The organism is Thioclava sp. F36-6 (genome assembly GCF_002020305.1).
GTDB classification, from domain to species: Bacteria; Pseudomonadota; Alphaproteobacteria; order Rhodobacterales; family Rhodobacteraceae; genus Thioclava; species Thioclava sediminum.
Map to the genome: position 1 here is coordinate 59,977 of NZ_MPZX01000001.1, position 19,955 is coordinate 79,931.

18 protein-coding genes are annotated in these 19,955 nt (G+C 64.7%); 8 read left to right on the forward strand and 10 right to left on the reverse strand.

The annotated features are described in order from the left end of the window. Positions 1–23: 23 nt before the first annotated feature. From BMI88_RS00265 to BMI88_RS00275, 3 genes are all read right to left on the reverse strand, one after another. Entirely contained in the window at positions 24–1,034 is a 1,011-nt protein-coding gene (locus BMI88_RS00265; protein ID WP_078545023.1) for a P1 family peptidase, read from the reverse strand. 63 nt (positions 1,035–1,097) lie between these two features. Continuing rightward, positions 1,098–1,838: an SDR family oxidoreductase gene (locus tag BMI88_RS00270; RefSeq protein ID WP_078545025.1), complete on the reverse strand. Its 741-nt coding sequence runs from the start codon at positions 1,836–1,838 to the stop codon at positions 1,098–1,100. A 174-nt stretch (positions 1,839–2,012) separates the two neighbouring features. Further along, positions 2,013–3,458: an aldehyde dehydrogenase family protein gene (locus BMI88_RS00275; RefSeq protein ID WP_078545027.1), complete on the reverse strand. Its 1,446-nt coding sequence runs from the start codon at positions 3,456–3,458 to the stop codon at positions 2,013–2,015. Between the two features lie 199 nt (positions 3,459–3,657). On the opposite strand from BMI88_RS00275, the gene BMI88_RS00280 reads away from it, so the two are divergent. From BMI88_RS00280 to panC, 3 genes are all read left to right on the forward strand, one after another. Then, positions 3,658–4,590 (forward strand): L,D-transpeptidase, encoded by a 933-nt coding sequence (locus BMI88_RS00280; protein WP_348638888.1) that lies wholly within the window; start codon positions 3,658–3,660, stop codon positions 4,588–4,590. Positions 4,591–4,785: 195 nt separating this feature from the next. Continuing rightward, positions 4,786–5,610 carry a 3-methyl-2-oxobutanoate hydroxymethyltransferase gene (gene panB / locus BMI88_RS00285; RefSeq protein ID WP_078545029.1) on the forward strand — a complete coding sequence of 275 codons (825 nt, stop codon included), beginning with the start codon at positions 4,786–4,788 and terminating at the stop codon, positions 5,608–5,610. Beyond that, positions 5,607–6,446 carry a pantoate--beta-alanine ligase gene (gene panC, locus BMI88_RS00290; RefSeq protein ID WP_078545031.1) on the forward strand — a complete coding sequence of 280 codons (840 nt, stop codon included), beginning with the start codon at positions 5,607–5,609 and terminating at the stop codon, positions 6,444–6,446. Before panB ends, panC begins: the two co-directional genes overlap by 4 nt. 137 nt (positions 6,447–6,583) lie before the next feature. On the opposite strand, the gene BMI88_RS00295 is transcribed toward panC, so the two are convergent. After that, positions 6,584–7,864: an acetylornithine deacetylase/succinyl-diaminopimelate desuccinylase family protein gene (locus tag BMI88_RS00295; RefSeq protein WP_078545033.1), complete on the reverse strand. Its 1,281-nt coding sequence runs from the start codon at positions 7,862–7,864 to the stop codon at positions 6,584–6,586. Positions 7,865–7,980: 116 nt separating this feature from the next. On the opposite strand from BMI88_RS00295, the gene BMI88_RS00300 reads away from it, so the two are divergent. The 3 genes from BMI88_RS00300 to BMI88_RS00310 all read left to right on the forward strand — a co-directional run bounded on the left by BMI88_RS00300 (position 7,981) and on the right by BMI88_RS00310 (position 9,260). Continuing rightward, complete coding sequence (locus BMI88_RS00300) at positions 7,981–8,289, forward strand: hypothetical protein (protein ID WP_078522055.1); 309 nt, start codon at positions 7,981–7,983, stop codon at positions 8,287–8,289. Positions 8,290–8,350: 61 nt separating this feature from the next. Then, positions 8,351–8,629, forward strand: coding sequence for a hypothetical protein (locus BMI88_RS00305; RefSeq protein ID WP_143594708.1), 279 nt, complete (start codon positions 8,351–8,353; stop codon positions 8,627–8,629). A 7-nt stretch (positions 8,630–8,636) separates the two neighbouring features. Continuing rightward, entirely contained in the window at positions 8,637–9,260 is a 624-nt protein-coding gene (locus BMI88_RS00310) for a DUF1523 family protein (protein ID WP_078522054.1), read from the forward strand. A 105-nt stretch (positions 9,261–9,365) separates the two neighbouring features. On the opposite strand, the gene grxD is transcribed toward BMI88_RS00310, so the two are convergent. From grxD to BMI88_RS00340, 6 genes are all read right to left on the reverse strand, one after another. Further along, positions 9,366–9,725 (reverse strand): Grx4 family monothiol glutaredoxin, encoded by a 360-nt coding sequence (gene grxD, locus BMI88_RS00315; RefSeq protein ID WP_078522053.1) that lies wholly within the window; start codon positions 9,723–9,725, stop codon positions 9,366–9,368. Positions 9,726–9,767: 42 nt separating this feature from the next. Further along, positions 9,768–10,010 carry a BolA family transcriptional regulator gene (locus BMI88_RS00320; RefSeq protein WP_075775791.1) on the reverse strand — a complete coding sequence of 81 codons (243 nt, stop codon included), beginning with the start codon at positions 10,008–10,010 and terminating at the stop codon, positions 9,768–9,770. A 78-nt stretch (positions 10,011–10,088) separates the two neighbouring features. Continuing rightward, a complete protein-coding gene (locus BMI88_RS00325) occupies positions 10,089–11,081 on the reverse strand; it encodes an FUSC family protein (RefSeq protein WP_168173912.1) in 993 nt (330 codons plus the stop codon). A 101-nt stretch (positions 11,082–11,182) separates the two neighbouring features. Next, positions 11,183–13,345 carry a phosphoribosylformylglycinamidine synthase subunit PurL gene (gene purL / locus BMI88_RS00330; RefSeq protein ID WP_078545037.1) on the reverse strand — a complete coding sequence of 721 codons (2,163 nt, stop codon included), beginning with the start codon at positions 13,343–13,345 and terminating at the stop codon, positions 11,183–11,185. A 141-nt stretch (positions 13,346–13,486) separates the two neighbouring features. Further along, a complete protein-coding gene (locus tag BMI88_RS00335; protein ID WP_078545039.1) occupies positions 13,487–14,083 on the reverse strand; it encodes a hypothetical protein in 597 nt (198 codons plus the stop codon). A 426-nt stretch (positions 14,084–14,509) separates the two neighbouring features. Beyond that, positions 14,510–15,412: a LysR family transcriptional regulator gene (locus BMI88_RS00340; protein WP_078522049.1), complete on the reverse strand. Its 903-nt coding sequence runs from the start codon at positions 15,410–15,412 to the stop codon at positions 14,510–14,512. A gap of 157 nt (positions 15,413–15,569) precedes the next feature. On the opposite strand from BMI88_RS00340, the gene BMI88_RS00345 reads away from it, so the two are divergent. Both BMI88_RS00345 and BMI88_RS00350 read left to right on the forward strand, forming a co-directional pair. Then, positions 15,570–18,980: an indolepyruvate ferredoxin oxidoreductase family protein gene (locus BMI88_RS00345; RefSeq protein WP_078545041.1), complete on the forward strand. Its 3,411-nt coding sequence runs from the start codon at positions 15,570–15,572 to the stop codon at positions 18,978–18,980. A gap of 77 nt (positions 18,981–19,057) precedes the next feature. After that, the gene (locus tag BMI88_RS00350) at positions 19,058–19,948 is read left to right on the forward strand and encodes a lysophospholipid acyltransferase family protein (protein WP_078545043.1); all 891 of its coding nucleotides are present in this window, start codon (positions 19,058–19,060) and stop codon (positions 19,946–19,948) included. Positions 19,949–19,955 lie beyond the last annotated feature (7 nt).

Consider the following 19,955-nt stretch of genomic DNA (forward strand, 5'->3'; position numbering starts at 1 on the left):
GAAGGGCTGGATGGGTCGTCCGGTCAATGCGCCGGGCTTTTCGATGTTCCGTAACGGCTGCGCCAGCAGGGCTGCAGATCGCCGGGGTGTTCTTTGGCTTCATAGATGGCGCGGGCGATGGCGCGGGCAAGCACGCAAGACGCCGCATGGCCAAGCTGGAACGGATCGCGGACCGGGTCGGCCAAAGGCTTATCGCCGGTCGCGGTAGCGAAGATCAGATCGCCGTCCATCGGTGTATGGGAGGGCACGATGGCCCGCGCCATGCCGTCATGGGCGGCCGTGGCCATGCGCTGCGCCTGCGCTTGGGTGAGCGCGGCATCGGTCGCGACGATGGCGATGGTCGTGGCCTCGCCCTGGCGTTTCATCGGTTCGGGCTCGGCGCTGGGATCATGGTTTAGCGCGGCACCCAGCCCGCCGAACTCGCCGTCGATCTCCCAAGGTGCGGCCCAGAAATGCGGCCCGTCGCCGACGGTTACCGAACCGAGCGCATTCACCGCCACCAGCGCGCCGACTGTGAAGCCGCTCTCTAACACCGCCGAAGCCGACCCGAGCCCGCCTTTGAAAGTCCCGGTCATCGCCCCGAAGCCCGCCCCGGCGCTGCCGATCTCGAACCGCTCCGTGGCCGCCTCGAGCGCCGCGCGCCCAAGCCCGGGGTAGGGCGTCTCGGTCCAACTCTTGTCGCCACCATTGAGCAGATCGAACAGGATCGCGCCGGGCACGATTGGCACGCGTTGATCGCCCACCGCGAAACCGCGCCCTTGGGCGCGCAGCCCCGCCATCACCCCGTCGCAGGCGCCAAGCCCGAAGGCCGAGCCGCCCGAGAGCACCAGCGCATCGACATCCTGCACTAGCTTGTCCGGCGCCAGAAGATCGGTCTCCCGCGTTCCCGGCGCGCCGCCCATCACCTGCACCGCTGCCGTGAAGGGGCGCTCGCCCAGCAGAACGCTCACACCCGAGCGCAGCCCCGCATCCTCGGCATTGCCCACGCGCAGCCCGGCGATATCGGTGATCAGATTGTTCGGCCCTGCCTTCATCTTCCTCTTGGTCCAAATATCTTGGGGGTTTGGGGGCAACGCCCCCAACTCAATGCTCTACGCTCAGATACAGCGCCCGCCATCGACCTCCATCGCGACGCCGGTGATCATGCTCGCCTCGTCCGAGCACAGGAACAGCGCCGCATTCGCCATGTCCTCGGGCGTCGAGAACCGCCCCAGCGGGATGGTCGAGAGAAACTTCGCGCGGATTTCCGGCGTGTCCTCGCCCATGAAGCTTTTCAGAAGCGGGGTCTCCCCGGCGACCGGGTTGATCGCGTTGACGCGGACCCCGGAGGGCGCAAGCTCCACCGCCATCGCGCGGGTTGCGGTGATCATCCAGCCCTTCGAGGCATTGTACCAGCTCAGGTTCGGCCGCGGGCTGACGCCGGCGGTGGAGGCCACGTTCAGGATCGCGCCCCCGCCGCGGGCCTTCATCCCCGGCACGATGTGGCGTGCAGTCAGGTAGACCGATTTCGCGTTGACGGTGAGGACGCGGTCGAACTCCTCCTCGGTCACCTCCTCCATCGGCTTCGGCAGATGGGTGGTCCCGGCATTGTTCACCAGAATGTCGATCTGCCCGAACGCCTCCCGCGCCGCCTGCGCCAGTGCGGCGACATCCGCATCGCGGCTGACATCCACGGTGCAGGCCACGCCGCCGATCTCGTCGGCGATGGCCTGCGCGGCCTCGGCGTTGAGATCCGCGACCAGAACCCGCGCACCTTCGGCGGCGAAGCGGCGCGCGATCCCCGCCCCGAAGCCCGAGCCCGCGCCGGTGACGATCGCGCTTTTGCCTTCCAGTCTCATCGGCTCTCCTCCTCGGGGCCTACTGTTGTCGCGGGACACATCGGGTGCAAGGGGGCTCTGCCCCCCGGTCTGCCGGCCCTTCGCTTGCGCTTCGGGCGTTCGTCGGGGCGTCCTTCCACTGGAAGGCCGCTGATCCCGCCTCACCCCCGGGATATTTCCGCCAAGCCGAAACCTTCAGCCATGCCAGGCGGCAACGGTTTTCAGGGTGGAGAAGCCGTAGAGCGCCTCGAACCCTTTCTCGCGCCCATGCCCGGATTTACCGATGCCGCCGAAGGGAAGCTCCACGCCTCCGCCCGCGCCGTAATTATTCAGGAAGACCTGTCCTGCGCGGAGGCGACGGGCGAGCCGCATCGTCCGCCCGCCATTTTCTGACCAGACCGAGGCGACGAGCCCGTATTCTGTGCCGTTCGCGATGGCGACGGCCTCTTCTTCGTCCTCGAAGGGGATAACGATCTGCGCCGGGCCGAAGATTTCCTCCTGCGCGAGTCGGTGCGCACCGTGGCCGCCACCGATCAGGGTCGGCGCGACGTAATGGCCGCCTGCGGGGACGTCCTCGGCGATCCGACCTTGGGCCGCGATAGTGAGGTCGGAGGCGAGCGCCAGATAGCCCTCGACGATCCCTTTCTGCCGCCCCGAGATCAGCGGGCCGAGGTCGTGATCGCCAAGCGCGGGCCCCGCCGTCAGGTCGCGATAGCGCGCGGCCATCTTCTCCAGCACCTCGTCATAGCGCGAGCGCTGCACGAGGATGCGCGACGAGGCCGAGCAGGTCTGCCCGGCGTTCTGGATGCCTGCGTTCACGAGGAAGGGCAGCGCGCGGTCGAGATCGGCATCGTCGAAGACGAGCTGCGGGGATTTGCCGCCAAGCTCCAGCGTGACGGGCACGGCATTCGCTGCGGCGGCTGCCTGAATGCGTTGGCCAACCGCGACCGATCCGGTGAAGGAGATATGCTGGATGCCGGGATGGGCCGAGAGCGCGGCTCCGGCTTCTTCGCCCAGACCCGGCACGATATTGAGCGCCCCGGCTGGCATCCCCGCTTCTTGCGCGATCCGCCCGAAGGCCAGCGCGGTGAGCGAGGCTTCTTCGGCAGGTTTCACGACCGCCGCGTTGCCCATCGCCAGCGCTGCTGCGACCGAACGCCCGATGATCTGCATCGGGTAATTCCACGGCACGATATGCGCGGTCACGCCATGCGGCTCGCGCAGCGTGTAGGCGGTGTAGCCGTTGAGATAGGGGATCGTCTCGCCCATCACCTTGTCGGCGGCCCCGCCATAGAATTCGAGATAGCGCGCCAGTGCCGCCACATCGGCGCGTGCCTGCGTCAACGGTTTACCGACATCGAGCGCCTCGATCACGGCTAGATCCTCGGCATGGGCCAGCACGAGCCCGGACATCTTCATCAGGAGCCGCCCGCGCTCTGCCGCACTTAGCTGTCCCCAGTCGCCTGCAAGCGCCGCCTGTGCGGCCTCGACCGCTGCGTCGATCTCCGGCTTGCCGCCCCGGGCGATCTGCGCCATCTCGCGCCCATCCGAGGGGCATTCCACGGAAAGGCGCGCATCGGGCTTGCGCCAGACGCCTCCGATCAACATCTCCTCGGGATCGAACCAAAGCGGCAAACTCATGCGCGGCACCTCCTCTTGTCACGCGATTTCGCAGCACGCTCGGCGCGCGCGCGCGGAAAATCAAGAGGGCAGGAATCTGCCGGACGCGACCAGATCACATTCATGTGAGTGTGAGTGGAGGGAACTTTCCCCTATCTAGCCCCTTGAATGACGGAACCGGGCCGAAGGCCCACCGGAAAAAGAGACAGGAAAATTGCAAGTGACCGCGAGTTATTCGACGCTCAAACGCGCAATCCGCCCGGCCATGCTCTTCGGGCTGGCTGGCATCTTGGCTGCCTGCGCGAGTGCGCCGGAACAGCGCTATGCGCAACCGACCCAGTCGACGAAGGCCGTGCCCGCCGAATATCAGGCGCGCGAAGATGACGGGAAAACCATCCCGGCGATCAGTCCGAAATATCTGGTGGAGCGCAACCGCCGCCAGGTCGTGCCCTATCACGGGCCCGAGGCTGTCGGGACGATCGTCGTCGATCCCTATGCGCGCTTCCTCTACTACATCACCGCGCCGGGCAAGGCAGAGCGCTACGGCGTCGCCGTCGGTCGCGATGGCAAGACCTTCTCGGGGGATGCCACGATCAAGCGCAAGCAGGAATATCCGAGCTGGACGCCGACGCAGAACATGATCCAGGAAGATCCCGACCTCTACGGGCCGCTGAAAGACGGTCTGCCGGGTGGTCTGGACAACCCGCTGGGCGCGCGTGCGCTCTACCTCTACCAGGGTAACCGGGATACCTATTACCGCATCCACGGCACGATGGATCCGTCCTCGATCGGGCGTGCGACCTCGGCTGGCTGTATCCGTCTGTTCAATCAGGACATCATCGACCTGTTCTCGAAAGTGCCGAAGGGCACGCCGGTGAAGGTGCGCAGCCGCGCCGAGAGCCTCGAGATGGAAGGCCCGGTCGTGCAGCTGCATTCGGGCTATGTGGTCTCCGCCTATAATCAGGTGGCGATCAACGAGGACGAGGCCGCGTGGAAAGCGGGCCAGATCCCCGATCAGCAGAAGGTCGAGGAAGAGCAGCATCAGGCGTCGGTCGCGATGGCCCAAGAGGTCGGCGGCTCGGGCGAGACTGCCAGCTCCACCGTCGATTGCGGCTATTCCGGCACCGGCACCTGCGTCGATACGACTAACTGATCGAGCCGATCTTTTCGGAAAAATATTCACGGCGCGGGGGGCAACCTCGCGCCGTTTTTCTTGGGCCGCGACGCCTCCAGAACCGCGCCAAATGACGCGATACGCGCCCCGATGCCGCAGCGTTTGCGCGTTCACGTCTTTCCTTGCGGGCCGGGTGACGCTAGGACTCGCGCGCAAGCAGATCAGGAGGATGCCATGAGCGTCACCGGAACCACGCGGCAGAAAATGCCCGCAGATATTCTCGCGATGAAGGGCGGCGCGCCGATCGTTTGCCTGACCGCCTACACCACGCCGATTGCGAAACTGGTCGACAGCCATTGCGATCTCGTGCTGGTCGGCGACTCGGTGGGCATGGTGCTCCACGGGCTGCCCTCGACGCTGGGCGTGACGATGGAGATGATGATCCTCCACGGCCAAGCGGTCGCACGCGGCCTCTCGAATGCGCTGATGGTGATCGACATGCCGTTCGGGTCGTATGAGGAAAGCCCGGCGCAGGCGTTCCGCAACGCGTCGCGGCTGATGGCCGAGACCGGCGCGGGGGCGGTGAAGCTCGAAGGTGGCGCGCATATGGCCGAGACCATCGCCTTTCTGACCGCGCGCGGTATCCCGGTGCAGGCCCATATCGGGCTGACCCCGCAATCGGTGAACACGTTGGGCGGCTACAAGGTGCAGGGCCGCGGCGACAGCCGGGCGCGTCTCGTAAAGGATGCGAAAGCGGTCGCCGACGCGGGCGCCTTCTCGGTGGTGCTGGAGAAAGTGCCGCAGGGGCTGGCCGACGAGATCACCGCGATGATCGCTATCCCCACCGTCGGCATCGGCGCGGGCGCGGGCTGCGACGGGCAGGTGCTGGTGGTCGACGACATGCTGGGCCTCTTCACCGATTTCAAACCGAAATTCGTCAAGCGCTTCGGCCAGCTCGGTCAGGAAGCCGAAGCCGCGGTCGCCGATTACGCAGCCGAGGTGCGCGACCGCAGCTTCCCGGCAGCCGAGCACAGCTTCGCCGATGAGGTGAAGAAATGACGCAGGTGATTCGCAAGGCCGCCGAACTGCGCGACAAGGTGGCGGCGTGGAAACGCTCGGGGATGCTGGTCGGCGTGGTGCCGACGATGGGCGCGCTGCATGACGGCCACCTCAGCCTCGCCCGCGCCGCGCGCAAGCAATCGGACCGCGTGATCGTGACGGTCTTCGTGAATCCCATGCAGTTCAACAACGCCTCGGACCTCGACAAATACCCGCGCGACGAGGCGCAGGATCTGGCGCTTCTGGAAGCGGAAGGGGTCGATGTGCTCTTTGCGCCGGGCGTGGACGAGGTCTATCCCGACGGCTTCGCCACCACCGTGTCCGTCGCGGGCATCACCGAACCACTCGAGGGCGCGTTCCGGCCCGGCCATTTCGATGGCGTGGCGACGGTCTGCTCGAAGCTCTTCGGCATGACACAGGCGGGGCGCGCGTTCTTCGGCGAGAAGGACTGGCAGCAATTGCAGGTGGTCCAGCAGCTCACCCGCGATCTCAACATGCCGATCCGCATCATCGGCTGCCCGACCATCCGCGAAGAGGACGGGCTGGCGATGTCCTCGCGCAATGTGCGGCTGACGGCTGAGGAACGCGAATTGGCGCCGCGCCTGCATACGGTGATGCAGCAAGCCGCCGCGAAGATCCGCGACGGCGTACCGGTCGAAGGCGCCCTCAACGATGCGAAGACCGAGCTGAAAGACGCGGGCTTCGGGGCGCTCGATTATCTCGAACTGCGCACGGTCGACGGACTGAAACCCGCGACGGATCTGTCGCAACCGGCGCGGATGCTGGCCGCGATCTGGCTGGGCGATGTGCGCCTGATCGACAATATCGCCGTCTGATCTCTCGAGGGGGCGCTGCCCCCGCGGCTCCGCCGCCCCCGGGATATTTCGACAAGAGCGAAGAAGGAGGGAATGCTCCTTCCCCTTGGTCCAAATATCCCGGGGTGAGGCGCGGCACGCGCCGAGGGGCAGCGCCCCTAAGACCCCAGCAGTTCCGCCAGAACCAGTGCCATGACCTTCGCGCTGTCGGTCATATCCTCGATGCCGACCCATTCGTCGGGCTGATGGGCGAGCTCCAGAAGCCCCGGCCCGTAGGCGATGCAATTCTGCAGCCGCCCGATCCGGTCGATATGTTTCTGATCATAGGTGCCGGGAGAGACGACGTAAGCCGCCTCGCGGCCCAGCACGGCCTCGATCGCGGCGGCGGTGGAGCGCACGATCTGCGCGCCCTTGTCGGTCATCGTGGGCTGCACCTCGAACAGGTCGCGGATTTCATAGCGGAAGCTCGGACGCTGGGCTTTCACGCGCTCCATCAGGTCGGTGATTTCGGCCTTCACCTCCGTGAGGTCTTCCTCGATCAGAAAACGCCGGTCGATCACGATGCGGCAGCGATCGGCGACGCAGGGCGTGGGCAGGCCGGTGTAATCGGCCCCTTCTTCCGGCGCGCCGCCATGGATCGAGTTGACGTTCAGCGTCGAGGCCCGCGCGCCTTCGGGGATCACGGGCATCTCGGTCTGCTTGCCCAGAAGGAGGGGATAGAGCGTGTCCTCCATCTCGCTCAGAACGGCACTCATATGGCGGATCGCGCTGTCGCCGAGAAACGGCATCGAGCCATGCGCGATGCGGCCATGGGTCTCAACCTCGGCCCACCAGACTCCGCGATGACCGAGGCAGATCTGGTCCTTGTGCAGCGGCTCGGGGATGATGACATGCTGCATGCGGGCGGGATCGAAGCGGCCCTGCTCGGCCAGATAGGCCACGCCGCCATAGCCGCCCGATTCCTCGTCGGCAGTGGCGGAAATCTCGATGCTGCCCGCGAAATCGGGACAGGCGTCGAGGAAGGCCTCCGCCGCGATGACAGAGGCCGCGAGCCCGCCTTTCATATCGCAGGCTCCTCGCCCGTAAATGCGGTCTCCGTCGATCTCGGCGCCGAACGGGTCGCGGGTCCAGCCATGGCCGATCTCGACCACGTCGTGATGCGAGTTGAAATGCACGCAGTCGCCGGGGCGCGTGCCCTCGATGCGGGCGACGAGGTTCCAGCGCGGATAGGTCTCGCTGTCGCCGGGCGCGCCATGGGCGCGGATCAATTCGGTCGTGAAGCCGCGTTCGGAGAGGTAGGCCGCGAGAAAATCGCAGATTTCGCGGTAGTTTCGCCCCGGCGGGTTCAGCGTCGGGATGCGGATCAGTGCCTGGGTCAGCGCGATCAGTTCGTCGCGGCGCGCGTCGATGGCGGATTTCAGGCGGGTGGCGAGGTCCATACCCAAGGCTAGCGCCGGGCGCCGCCGCGCGCCAAGCGAAAACGCAAGGATTGAAAACACATGGCTTTTGGCGCCCCCGCGCGCTATTGCGGTGCAAATTCCTACGGAGAGACCGGATGAACCTGTTCTTGGCCTTCGCGCTCGTGCTTTGCATTGCAGTCGGAGGGTGGTTGTCGAAATACGACTGGGCGAAGCTTTTGGCGCTGGTGCCCGTCGCGATGATCGTGCCCGCTTTCTATATGACCGGCACCGCCTGCGGTGCGGGCTTCGTGCTGCATTTCTTCTCCGACACGGCGAGCTGCTCGAACGGCTATGTGCCGCGCCAGATGTTCGCCGCGACCTATGTGCTCGCGCTGATCCCGGTCGCGGCTTCGGCCATCGTGATCAAGCTGATCCGGATCGGCATGGCGCGCCGGAAGGGCTGATCTGGTCAACCGCGCCGCCGCGGCCTAGGCTTGCGACAGCGAGGGGCAAGGAGGGCGCGCGATGCTGGCCTTCATTCGACTGGCGATCTTCGGGCTGATCGTGCTGACGATCCTGTTCTGGCTGGTGCGTCTCTATGCCCGGTCGGTCCGGCGCGAGGCGCTGGAAGAGGATTGGAACGAGGCCGCCGCCGAGGGCCGGGCCGAGACCACGCGCGATACCTTCGTCGAGGCCGGGATGCGGGACTATGAGAAAAGCCTGCTGCGCAAGCTGATCTGGCTGGTCTATGTCCTGCCGATCGTCGTGGTGGGGCTCATTATCTATCTGATGAATTACAGGTGAGAATCCGATGCGTTACGTGAAATGGGGCTTCTGGCTGGTCGTTATCGGCTTCGTTGCGGTGTTCCTGCATTACAACCTGCCGCGTCATGACATCGTGCGGATCGTCGGCACCGAGGTGCGCCGCGTCGATTTCGGCGAGAACTCGATATTCTGGGCCGCGCCCGACGTCGGCACCGCGAGTGCGACCAGCCGCGACGTGCGCTTCATCAACACGGTGCGTCCCAACGGCAAGACGCTGGTCTTCCGCAACGAGGATACCGGCTGGGGCTGGCCGCCTTACTTCAAGCTCGACAGTTCGGACCTGCAGGCGCAGGCGGAGTCGCTGATCTCGACCTCGGCCGATCCGATCTGGGTATCGGTCACGCGCTATGGCTGGCGCTCGCGCTGGCTGACGATCTACCCCAATGCGGTCGGTCTGAAGGTCGTGCCGGGGCCGGATACGCGGATCATTCCCTGGGGCAGCATCATCATCCTGACGCTTCTGGTGATCGTCTTGCTGACGATCCGTGCGATGTGGCGACAGTTCCGCCAACGCTCGATCGATCCGCTTTTCGAGGATGCGAGCGAGGCCTGGGACGATGCTGAAGAGGGCGCGAAAGGCTGGTTCGACCGCTTCATCGGGCGCAAGTGAGACGAGGGGGCCGGACCGCCGGGCCGCGCCCAACTCAGACCGACGCTGAAACGCAAAAGCCCCGCCACTGGAGGGCGGGGCTTTCGATTAAGTCGGGATCTGCGCTTACGCGTTGGCGGCGCGGATCTGCTCGGCGGCGTCCTTGTTGAAGCTCACGCCCTTGGTCTCGAACAGCTGATCCAGCTCGCCCGAGAGGGTCATCTCGGTAATGATGTCGCAGCCGCCGACGAATTCGCCTTTGACGTAGAGCTGCGGGATGGTCGGCCAGTCCGAATAGTCTTTTATGCCTTGGCGGATGTCCTGATCCGCGAGCACGTTGACGTCCTTGTAGGTCACGCCCATGAAGTTGAGCACGCCCGCGACGCGGCTCGAAAACCCGCATTGCGGCATGTCCTTGGTGCCCTTCATGAAGAGAACGACGTCATTCTCAGAGATTTGCTGGGCGATTTGGTCTTGCGCGTTCATCGCTAAATCCTTTCTCCGTCCCGCTTGGAGACGTGTGTGAAATCATTCGGGCGCTTTGGTGGTCAAAGCGAGCGCGTGCAGCACTCCGTTCGGCCCGTCCATCGCCCCTTTGAGCGCGGCATAGACCGCGCGCTGTTGCTGGACGCGGTTCTTGCCACGGAAGCTCTCGTCGATGACCTCCGCCGCCCAATGATTCCCGTCCCCGGCGAGATCGGTGATCGTGATCTTGGCATCGGGGAATTCGGCCCGGATCAGGGCTTCGATGTCATGGGCTTCCATTGCCATAAATAGGGCTCCTCGTCCTTTGCCGCAAACTTAAGTGGCGCGGCGGCTGGCTGCAAGGGGATGCGCGGGGGCGCGGGCCTATGCGGTGGCCGCTGGCGGGTGCAATCGCGACAGGAAAAACATGAGCGTCGCGATGGCCACGCTGCCGATGAACATCGCGGCGGCGCCTGCGGTCGTTACGGGCAGGGAATGGCCCGGCGCGCCAACTTCTCCGGCGAGCAGGAAGCACATGTTGATGTCGATCCCCATCAGCGTGGTGCGAGGATGGGCGCGCAGCAGCGCACCGCCCGCGATGAAGGCGAAGGCGAGGATCAGAAGCTCGGTCTGATCGCCGCCTGACAGATGCGTGAGCCCGCGATAGGCGACCGCGGCGAGCACCCCAAGCGCGACACCGGGCACTAGGAAGCGCACGGCAGGGCGCGGATTCGGCATGGAGCCCAGAACCGAGGAGAAGACGATCACCGAAAGCGCGGCGGCTGTTGCGGCGGGATGGGTGAAATGGGCGTCGACCAGCGTGGCCCCGCCAGTGAGCACCGCCACCGCCGCCATGCGCAGCCAAAGCTGCTGGACGAAATGCGGGTTCGGGCGCGGCGGCATCGGCGCGCGACGGGCCGGCGTGAAGAGCCAGTTCACTGCCGTCACCGAGATGACGCCCAGAAGGGTGCAGGCGACCCGGTCGAGCGCGAGCGGGATCGCATCCGCCCCCATCCCTAGCGCGGGCATCACCACCACGCCGATCGTGATCGTCATCAACGTGAAGCCATAGGCCCAATGCGTCCCGATCCGATAGGCGATACCGACGCCGATGGCTGCGGTCAGCGCCACGGTCAGTGCGATTCCCGGCACCGGCAGCCAGCGAAGCGCGGCGATCCCGATACCGGCGCCGACCAAGGTGCCTGCGACCCGCAGCACTGCGCGCAGGGCCATGTCTTCGCGATGGGGTTGGATCACGACCCAGACGGGCATGGCCGCCCAATAGATATTGGTCAGGCCCAGTAACCGGGCGGCAGTCAGGGCAAGCGTCGCGGCGAGAAACAGCCGGGCGGCATAGGCGAGGGTGGAACTGGTCAAAGCGGGAGCCTGAAATCGGTGGATCGCCGAGACATTAGCTTGTGCGCGGGCGGTCAGGAACCGCCCGGCGCGCATGTCCGCCCTGCGTCAGGTCACAGAACTCAGGCGTCGATCGCCGCTTTGAAGGCCGTGCGATAGAGGTTCGACAGCTCCTCCAGCGGGGCGCTGTCCGAACCGAAGCCGACCGTGTCGCCGCCGAAGCGACCCACGGTGTAAAGCGGCACCTCGGCCTTGCGGGCGGCGACCATCAGCGCCTCCGCCTGGTCGAAGGAGCAGGCCACGAGGTAGCGGCCCTGGTCCTCGCCGAAGAGCGTCGCGATGTCGTTAGCCTCGAGCGTAACGCCCAGACCGGCCTCTTCCGCCATCTCGAAAGCTGCGAGCGCGAGGCCCCCATCCGACAGATCGCTCGCGCCTTTGACCAGCGCGCGGTTCTCGCGCAGGAACTCGCCATTGCGTTTCTCGACGTCGAGATCGACCTCGGGCGCGTCGCCCGACTCGAGCCCGAAGGCTTCAAACGCCAGCGCGGATTGATCGAGGTGACCCTTGGTCTCGCCGATCACCATCGCCACGTCGCCCGCCGTCGGCAGGCCCGCGATCAGCTCGTCGAGCGAGCTCAGCAGGCCGACCGCGCCGATGGTCGGCGTGGGCAGGATGCCGGTGCCGTCGGTCTCGTTGTAAAGCGAGACGTTGCCCGACACGATCGGCATGTCGAGCGCGCGCACGGCGGCATCGATGCCTTTGATGGCGCCCACGAACTGGCCCATGATCTCGGGCTTTTCGGGGTTGCCGAAGTTCAGGTTGTCGGTGGAGGCCAGCGGCTTGGCGCCCACGGCACTCAGGTTGCGATAGGCCTCGGCCACCGCCTGCTTGCCGCCCTCGAACGGGTTCGCCTTGACGTAGCGCGGGGTCACATCGGCGGTGAAGGCCAGCGCCTTGTCGGTGCCGTGCACGCGCACGACGCCCGCGCCGAGACCCGGACGGCGCACCGTGTCGCCCATCACCTGCGTGTCGTATTGCTCGTAGACCCAGGACTTATGCGCGTAGTTCGGCGAGCCGATCAGCGCCTTGAGCGCATCGATCGCACCGATCTCGGGCAGTGCCTCGCCAGCGGTCGCGATGGGCGTTTCCACCCACGGACGATCGTATTCGGGGGCTTCCGAGGACAGTTTCGACAGCGGAACGTCGGCTTTCACCTCGTTGCCATGCATGATCAGGAAGCGGTCTTCCGCGATAGTCTCGCCGACGATGGCGAAGTCGAGATCCCATTTCACGAAGATCTCGCGCGCGATGTCTTCCTTCTCGGGGTTGAGGACCATGAGCATCCGCTCCTGGCTCTCCGACAGCATCATCTCATAGGCGGTCATCGCGGCTTCGCGCTGCGGCACCGCATTGAGGTTGAGCTTCACGCCCAGCCCGCCCTTGTCGCCCATCTCGACCGCCGAACAGGTGAGGCCCGCGGCCCCCATGTCCTGAATCGAGATCACCGCGCCGGTCTGCATCAGTTCGAGGCAGGCTTCCATCAGGCATTTCTCGGTGAAGGGGTCGCCGACCTGAACGGTGGGGCGCTTCTCTTCGATCGTGTCGTCGAACTCGGCCGAGGCCATGGTCGCGCCGCCGACGCCGTCGCGGCCCGTCTTGGCACCGAGATAGACGACCGGCATGCCGATGCCGGACGCGGCGGAGTAGAAAATCTTGTCGGCATCCGCGAGGCCCGCCGCGAAGGCGTTCACGAGGCAGTTGCCGTTATAGGAGGGGTGGAAGCGCACTTCGCCGCCCACGTTCGGCACGCCGAAGCAGTTGCCGTAGCTGCCCACGCCCTCGACCACGCCTTTGACGACATGGGAGGTTTTCGGGTGGTCGGGCATACCGAAGCTCAGGCTGTCCATCGCGGCCACCGGGCGTGCGCCCATGGTGAACACGTCGCGCAGGATGCCGCCCACGCCGGTCGCGGCGCCTTGGTGCGGTTCGATATAGGAGGGGTGGTTGTGGCTCTCCATCTTGAAGACCACGGCCTGCCCGTCGCCGATATCGACAACGCCCGCATTCTCGCCCGGACCGCAGATGACCTGATCGCCCTCGGTGTGCAGCGTGCGCAGCCATTTCTTCGACGACTTGTAAGAGCAGTGCTCGTTCCACATCGCCGAGAAGATCCCGAGCTCGGTGAAAGTCGGCTCGCGTCCGATGATCTCGAGGATCCGGTCGTACTCGTCGGGTTTCAGGCCATGGGCTGCGATGAGATCAGGCGTGATCTGCGGCTCGTTCATGAGGATCCTCCGGCATCGGCTTTGCCGCCCCTATTAGGCGAATATGTGCAGGGGGAAAAGAGAGGCCGGACGTTGCGGAAAGAAAAAACGCGAGGCCCGAAGGCCCCGCGTCGTAAAAGCGTGTATCAGGTGACGCCCGGATTACGAGCGCATGTCCACCTGCGTCTCGAGATTGGTCAGCAGTTCCGACACGGTCCAGCCAAGCTTGACCTGACCATTGGCGGCTGCGCCTTTCGGCACGTTGACCTTGAACAGCGACACGGTGGTGTCGAGCTTCGGCGAGGTGCGGATATAGACGGTGTCGTAGCCGTCATTCGCCTCGACCTTCTCGATCATGCCGATGATGTTGCCATCGACGCTCATAGCCTTGTCTTCGGCATTGGCGGCGGTCTTCATGCCCGTGATGCCGGCTTCGTCGGTCAGCTGGCGCTGCGCGGGGATCATTTCCTCGCCCATCGAGGTGCTGTCGAACATCGCGGTGCCGGTCTTCACGTCGGTGATGCCGTACTGGTCGGTCGACTCGAAGGTGTTCGACGAGGTCACCGCGGGCGGGGTACCCGTCGAGGTTTCCTGACCCGGCACCGCGCCAACACGATAGTCGGCGATGCCGTAATACTGGCCGTCACCATTGTTCGTGGAGGGCACTTTCGACAGGTCAAGGGCCGAAGCCGAACCTGCGATGGTCATCGCGCCAAGAAGAGCGGTCGAAGCGGCAAAGATGTTTTTCGCGGTAGTCATAACAGTATCCTTTCAACTGGTTACTCAAGTGCTGCGCCGTTGCTGGCGTCGGGAAAGGAACGGGCTGAGCTGCCGAAAGTTCACTGAAATTTTTGTGAACGAGATCGTAGAATTTTAAATGAACCTAAGGGGATAGTTGCGCGTAAAGCGGGGTTTGCGCGGTCGCGAGTGCGTGAAATCTCGTGAGGTCGGGGCTGTTGGGAGTGGCTCTCGCGCCCTGCGTGAAAGCGGCATCTGGGCGTTGGGCAAAAAAAAGGCCGAGCAAAGCTCGGCCAAAGTCCAACAGGGAGGTAGAAGGTGCTGCGCCTTTCGGCACGGCCAACCCTTCTGAGCCTCATTTATGGGCAGTTTGTTAACGCATCAAGGGAAAACATGCTGCGGGCGCATCATGGCCGGTATGCGTTGCGGTAAAGTCGCGGTGCAACCCTAGGTTGAATCGCCCGCCTGGAAGCGCCGATAGTTGGTGATTTCTTCCTGAATGAAGTCGCGGAAAGCGGTCACACGGCGCGAAGAGCGCAGCTCTTCGGGGTAGGCGAGGAAGATCGGGATCTCGACCGATTCCAGATCGGGAAGCACCCGTTGCAGGTCGTTGAAGTCTGCAGTCAGGTAGTCAGGCAGGATGCCGATGCCGATATGGTTCAGCACCGCCTGCAGCACGCCGAAGTAGTTGTTCACCGTCAGCGTCGAGCTTTGGTCGAAGGCCAGAACCTGCCGCGCGAGCTGCGCGCCCGCCTGCACCTGCGGGGTGCGCGGGGTCTGGCAGATCAGGCGATGCTTGCGCAGATCCTCGATCTTTTCGGGCGAGCCCCATTTCGCGAGATACTCGGAGGTCGCGTAAAGCCGCATCCGAATGTTCAGCAGGCGCTTGCGGATCAGGTCGGCCTGCGCGGGCTCTTTCATGCGCACGGCGACGTCGGCCTCGCGCATCGGCAGGTCGAGAACCCGCTCCTCCAGCATGAGGTCGATCTTCAGATCGGGATACTTCTCGTAGAGCTTCGTCAGGCGCGGCGCGAGCCACAGAGTGCCGAAGCCGGTCGTGGTGGTCACGCGCAGCTCGCCGAACACTTCTTCTTCGCTGTCACGAATACGTGCGGAGGCGCTGTCGAGCTTTTTCGCCATCGACGAGGTGGCTTCGAACAGCAATTCGCCCTGCTCGGTGAGAATCAGTCCGCGGGCGTGACGGTGGAAAAGAGTCGTTCCGAGGGCCTCTTCGAGCGCCCGGATCTGTCTGCTCACGGCAGATTGAGACAGGTGCAGTGCGTCGCCGGCATGAGTCAAAGACCCTGCATCGGCCACTGCGTGGAAGATTCTGAGCTTGTCCCAATCCATCAAGGTCACTTTCGCTTTATCATCTGCTGTTCCGCGCAAGTTTCTTTACATTAATCTCGAGGATTTACGAAACCGCTAAGTAACAATTTTCCGCTTTCTAGGTCAGATATTATGACCTACCATGTCTCCATGCCCAGTTAGCAAGGGGAGGTGCTTAATGGGAAGGCAAGAAATATCCCTAGCGGATCGGTTCGACCTTACGAAATCTCCGGTTTTGCTGAACGGGACGCAGGCTCTGGTGCGTCTCGTTCTGGCTCAGGCCGCGCGCGACAAGGCGGCGGGACTGCATACGGCCGGCTATGTGACAGGCTATCGCGGTTCGCCGCTCGGCGCTGTCGATTTGCAGATGGCGCGCGCCAAGACCGTGCTGGAAGAGAGCGATGTTCGCTTCGAGCCGGGCCTGAACGAAGACCTCGCGGCCACCGCGCTGTGGGGTTCGCAGCAGGCGGAATTGCGCGGCGAAGGCAAGTATGACGGCGTTTTCGGCCTCTGGTACGGCAAAGGCCCGGGCGTCGATCGCTCTGGCGATGTGATGCGCCACGCCAATATGGCGGGCACGTCGAAACATGGCGGCGTCCTGATGGCGATGGGCGACGACCACACCGGCGAATCCTCGACCGTGCTGCACCAGTCCGACTGGGCGATGGTCGATGCCTACATGCCGGTTCTGTCGCCCGCAGGCGTTCAGGAAATCCTTGATTTCGGGCTTTACGGCTATGCTTTAAGCCGCTTCGCCGGTGTCTGGGTCGGCCTGAAAACGATGAAGGATACGGTCGAAGCGACGGCAGTCGTCGACGGCGACCCCTTCCGTCAACAATTCGTGATCCCTGACTTCAAGATACCCGAAGGCGGGCTGAACATCCGTCTCGGCGATACGCCGGTGGCTCAAGAAGCGCGGATGATCGACTTCAAACGCTACGCAGCCGAGGCATTCGCCCGTGCGAACCGCATCGACAATCGCGTCTGGGGCAAGCCCGGGGCGAAGATCGGTCTGGTCGCTGCGGGCAAGAACTGGCTCGACCTGACACATGCGCTCTCGCTTCTGGGCATCGACGAGGCCGAGGCCGAACGGCTCGGCATCACGACCTACAAGATCGGCCAGACCTTCCCGCTCGACATGACCTCGTTCCATGAATGGGCTGAGGGGCTGGAGCTGATCATCGTCGTCGAGGAAAAGCGCAAGCTGATCGAGGTGCAGGTCAAGGAGGCGATCTTCGACGACCGTCGTGGCCGTCGCGTCTATGGCTGGCACAAGGGCGACACCTGGGAGAATGGCCGTCAGGTGGAGCTGTTCCCGACGCGCTACGCGCTCGACCCGGTGATGATCGCGCGCAAGCTCGGCGACATCTTCATCGAAGAGGGCCGCGGCACGGATGCGATCAAGGCGGGTATCGAGAAGATCGAAGCCGCCCAACGCGCCGACAACGCGCCGGAGATCGCGACGCGCACGCCATGGTATTGCTCGGGCTGTCCGCATAACAGCTCGACCAAGGTCCCCGAGGGCGAGCGCGCCTATGCCGGGATCGGCTGTCACTACATGGTGCAGTGGATGGGCCGGAACACCGAAGGCTTCACCCATATGGGCGGCGAGGGTGTGAACTGGGTCGGCGAGGCCCCGTTCTCCACGCGCGAGCATATGTTCCAGAACCTTGGCGACGGCACCTACAACCACTCCGGCGCACAGGCGATCCGGGCGGCTTTGGCGGCCGGCACCAACATCACCTACAAGATTCTGTTCAACGATGCGGTCGCGATGACCGGTGGGCAGGAGAACGAGGGCGGGCTAACCTCGCAGCAGATCGCCTCCGAGATCGTGGCGATGGGCGTGAAGCCGGTCGTGGTGGTCTATGACGAGAAGGAAGAGCTGGACCTGTCCACCTTCCCCGCCGGCGTCGAGAAGGTCGAACGGGCCGAGCTGATGGCCGTGCAGAAACGTCTGGCGAAGACGAAAGGCGTCTCGGCGCTGATCTATGTCCAGACCTGCGCCGCCGAGAAGCGCCGCCGCCGCAAGCGCGGCAAGTTCCCCGATCCGGACAAGCGCGTCTTCATCAACACGGATGTCTGCGAAGGCTGCGGCGATTGCGGAGTGCAGTCGAACTGCGTCTCCATCGTGCCGGAAGAGACCGAGCTGGGCACCAAGCGCGCGATCGACCAGTCGTCGTGCAACAAGGACTTCCGTTGCCTCGACGGGTTCTGCCCGAGCTTTGTGACGCTGCACGGGGCGAAGGTGAAGAAGGCCGAGGCGCAGGCGCTCGACCTGCCGGAGCTGCCGCAGCCCACGCTGCCCGCGATCGACGGCACCCATAACGTGGTGATCACCGGCGTCGGCGGCACAGGTGTCGTGACCATCGGCGCGGTGCTCGCCATGGCCGCGCATATCGACGGTAAGGGCGCGGGCATGATGGAGATGGCCGGTCTCGCCCAGAAGGGCGGGGCGGTGCATATCCACCTGCGCATCGCGAACAAGCCCGAGGATATCTCGGCGATCCGCGTCGCCGTGGGCGAGGCCGATTGCGTGATCGGCGGCGATCTGGTGGTCTCCGCAGGCGCCAAGACGCTGGGGTTGATGACCACGGGCCGCACCGGTGCGGTCATCAACAGCCACGAGATCGTCACCGGCGAGTTCACCCGCAACCGCGACTTCCGCCTGCCGGGCGAACAGCTTCGGCTGAGCCTCGAGGCGCGGCTGAAGGATCGCGTGGCCTTTGCCGATACCTCGGAACTGGCGCGGCAGATGCTGGGCGACTCGATCTATTCGAACATGGTCGTGCTGGGGGCTGCGTGGCAGCAAGGCTACGTGCCGCTGACCCTCGAGGCGATCTTCGAAGCGATCGACCTGAACGGTGCCAAGCCCGCCGAGAACAAGCGCGCCTTCGATCTGGGGCGCTGGGCGATGGCGTTCCCGGCCGAGGCTGCGAAAGCGATGGCTGCTGAAGTGATGAAGGTCCCGGTCGATCCGGTCGAGTTCCGGGCTTCGCACCTCGTCGATTACCAGAATGCGCGTCTCGCGAAGCGTTTCCGCAAGCTCGTGGACGAGGCGCCGTCGGAGCTGCGTGAAGCGGTCGCGAAGGGCTATCACAAGCTCCTGGCCTATAAGGACGAATACGAGGTCGCGCGGCTGCATCTGTCCACGGCAGAGAAGGCGCGGGCCGAGTTCGAGGGCGATTTCGAGATGCACTTCCATCTCGCCCCGCCGATCCTGTCCAAGGAAGGCTCGGACGGTCGCCCGAAGAAGCGTGAATTCGGCCCCGGCATGGAGCGCAACTTCCGTCTTCTGGCGAAGCTCAAGGGGCTGCGCGGCACGCCGTTCGATCCCTTCGGTTATGCCGCCGAGCGCAAGATGGAGCGGGCGCTGATCAAGCAATACGAGGCCGACATGGCCGAAGTGCTGCCCAAGGTCACGCCGGAAACGATGGAGATCGCGCGCGAACTGGCCGAACTGCCGCTGACCATCCGGGGCTTCGGCCCGGTCAAGGCGCAGGCCGAGCAAATGGCGGCGAAGCGGCGCGAGGAGCTTCTCGCCGCTTTCCGCGCAGGCGGCACGCCGCAGAAAATGGCCGCCGAGTGAGGGCTGTCATCTGAGTGTCGTACCTTCGTGACATGGCGCTGGCAGAGTGAAGCCAGCCCATGTTGCGGAGGTTCGAGATGACCGCCACCCCGATGGCCCCGCGCCATGCCACACAAGAAATCTCATATGCTTGGTCCGCGCGCTCGAAAGGCGCGCGGGTTCTGATCCGCGCGATGGAGAACGCGACCGGGCGGATCGGTCTGATCAAACGTGCCAGAGGCTACGAGCACGACATCGCGCAAGGCGCGGATTTCTGGCAGGTGATGGCCGAGCGCTACGGGCTGCAGATCGACGTGACCCGCGGGGCGCTGGCCAATATCCCGCAGACCGGGCCGCTGGTGCTGATCGCCAACCACCCTTACGGCATCCTCGACGGGCTGATCATGGGCCTGCTGCTGTCGCGCATCCGCGGCGACTTTCGCATCCTCGCGCATAACGTCTTCAAGCGCGCCGAAGAGATCGACCGGATCATCCTGCCGGTGGATTTCTCCGAAACCAAAGACGCCATGAAAGCGAACCTTCGCACCCGCGCCGAGGCCCTGCGCTACCTCGGCGACGGCGGTGCGATCGGGGTGTTTCCGGGCGGCACGGTCTCGACCGCGGCCAAGCCCTTCGGTGCGCCGATGGATCCGGGCTGGCGCAATTTCACGGCCAAGATGATCGCGAAATCCGAGGCGACCGTGGTGCCGGTCTTCTTCGAGGGCCATAACAGCCGCCTGTTCCAGCTGGCGAGCCATCTGCATTACAGCCTGCGCATGGGGCTGATGATCCGCGAGTTCAAACGCCACGCCAATCGCCCGGTGCGGCTCTGCGTCGGTGAGCCGATCCCGCAGGCCGATCTCGCACCGCTGCGTCAGAGCCCGAAACAGATGATGGATTTCCTGCGCCGTGCGACGTATGACTTGTCGCCGACTCCCTTGAAGTCTTACGGCTATGGCTTCGAGTTCGAGGCGAAATATAGAAACTGACCGGCGC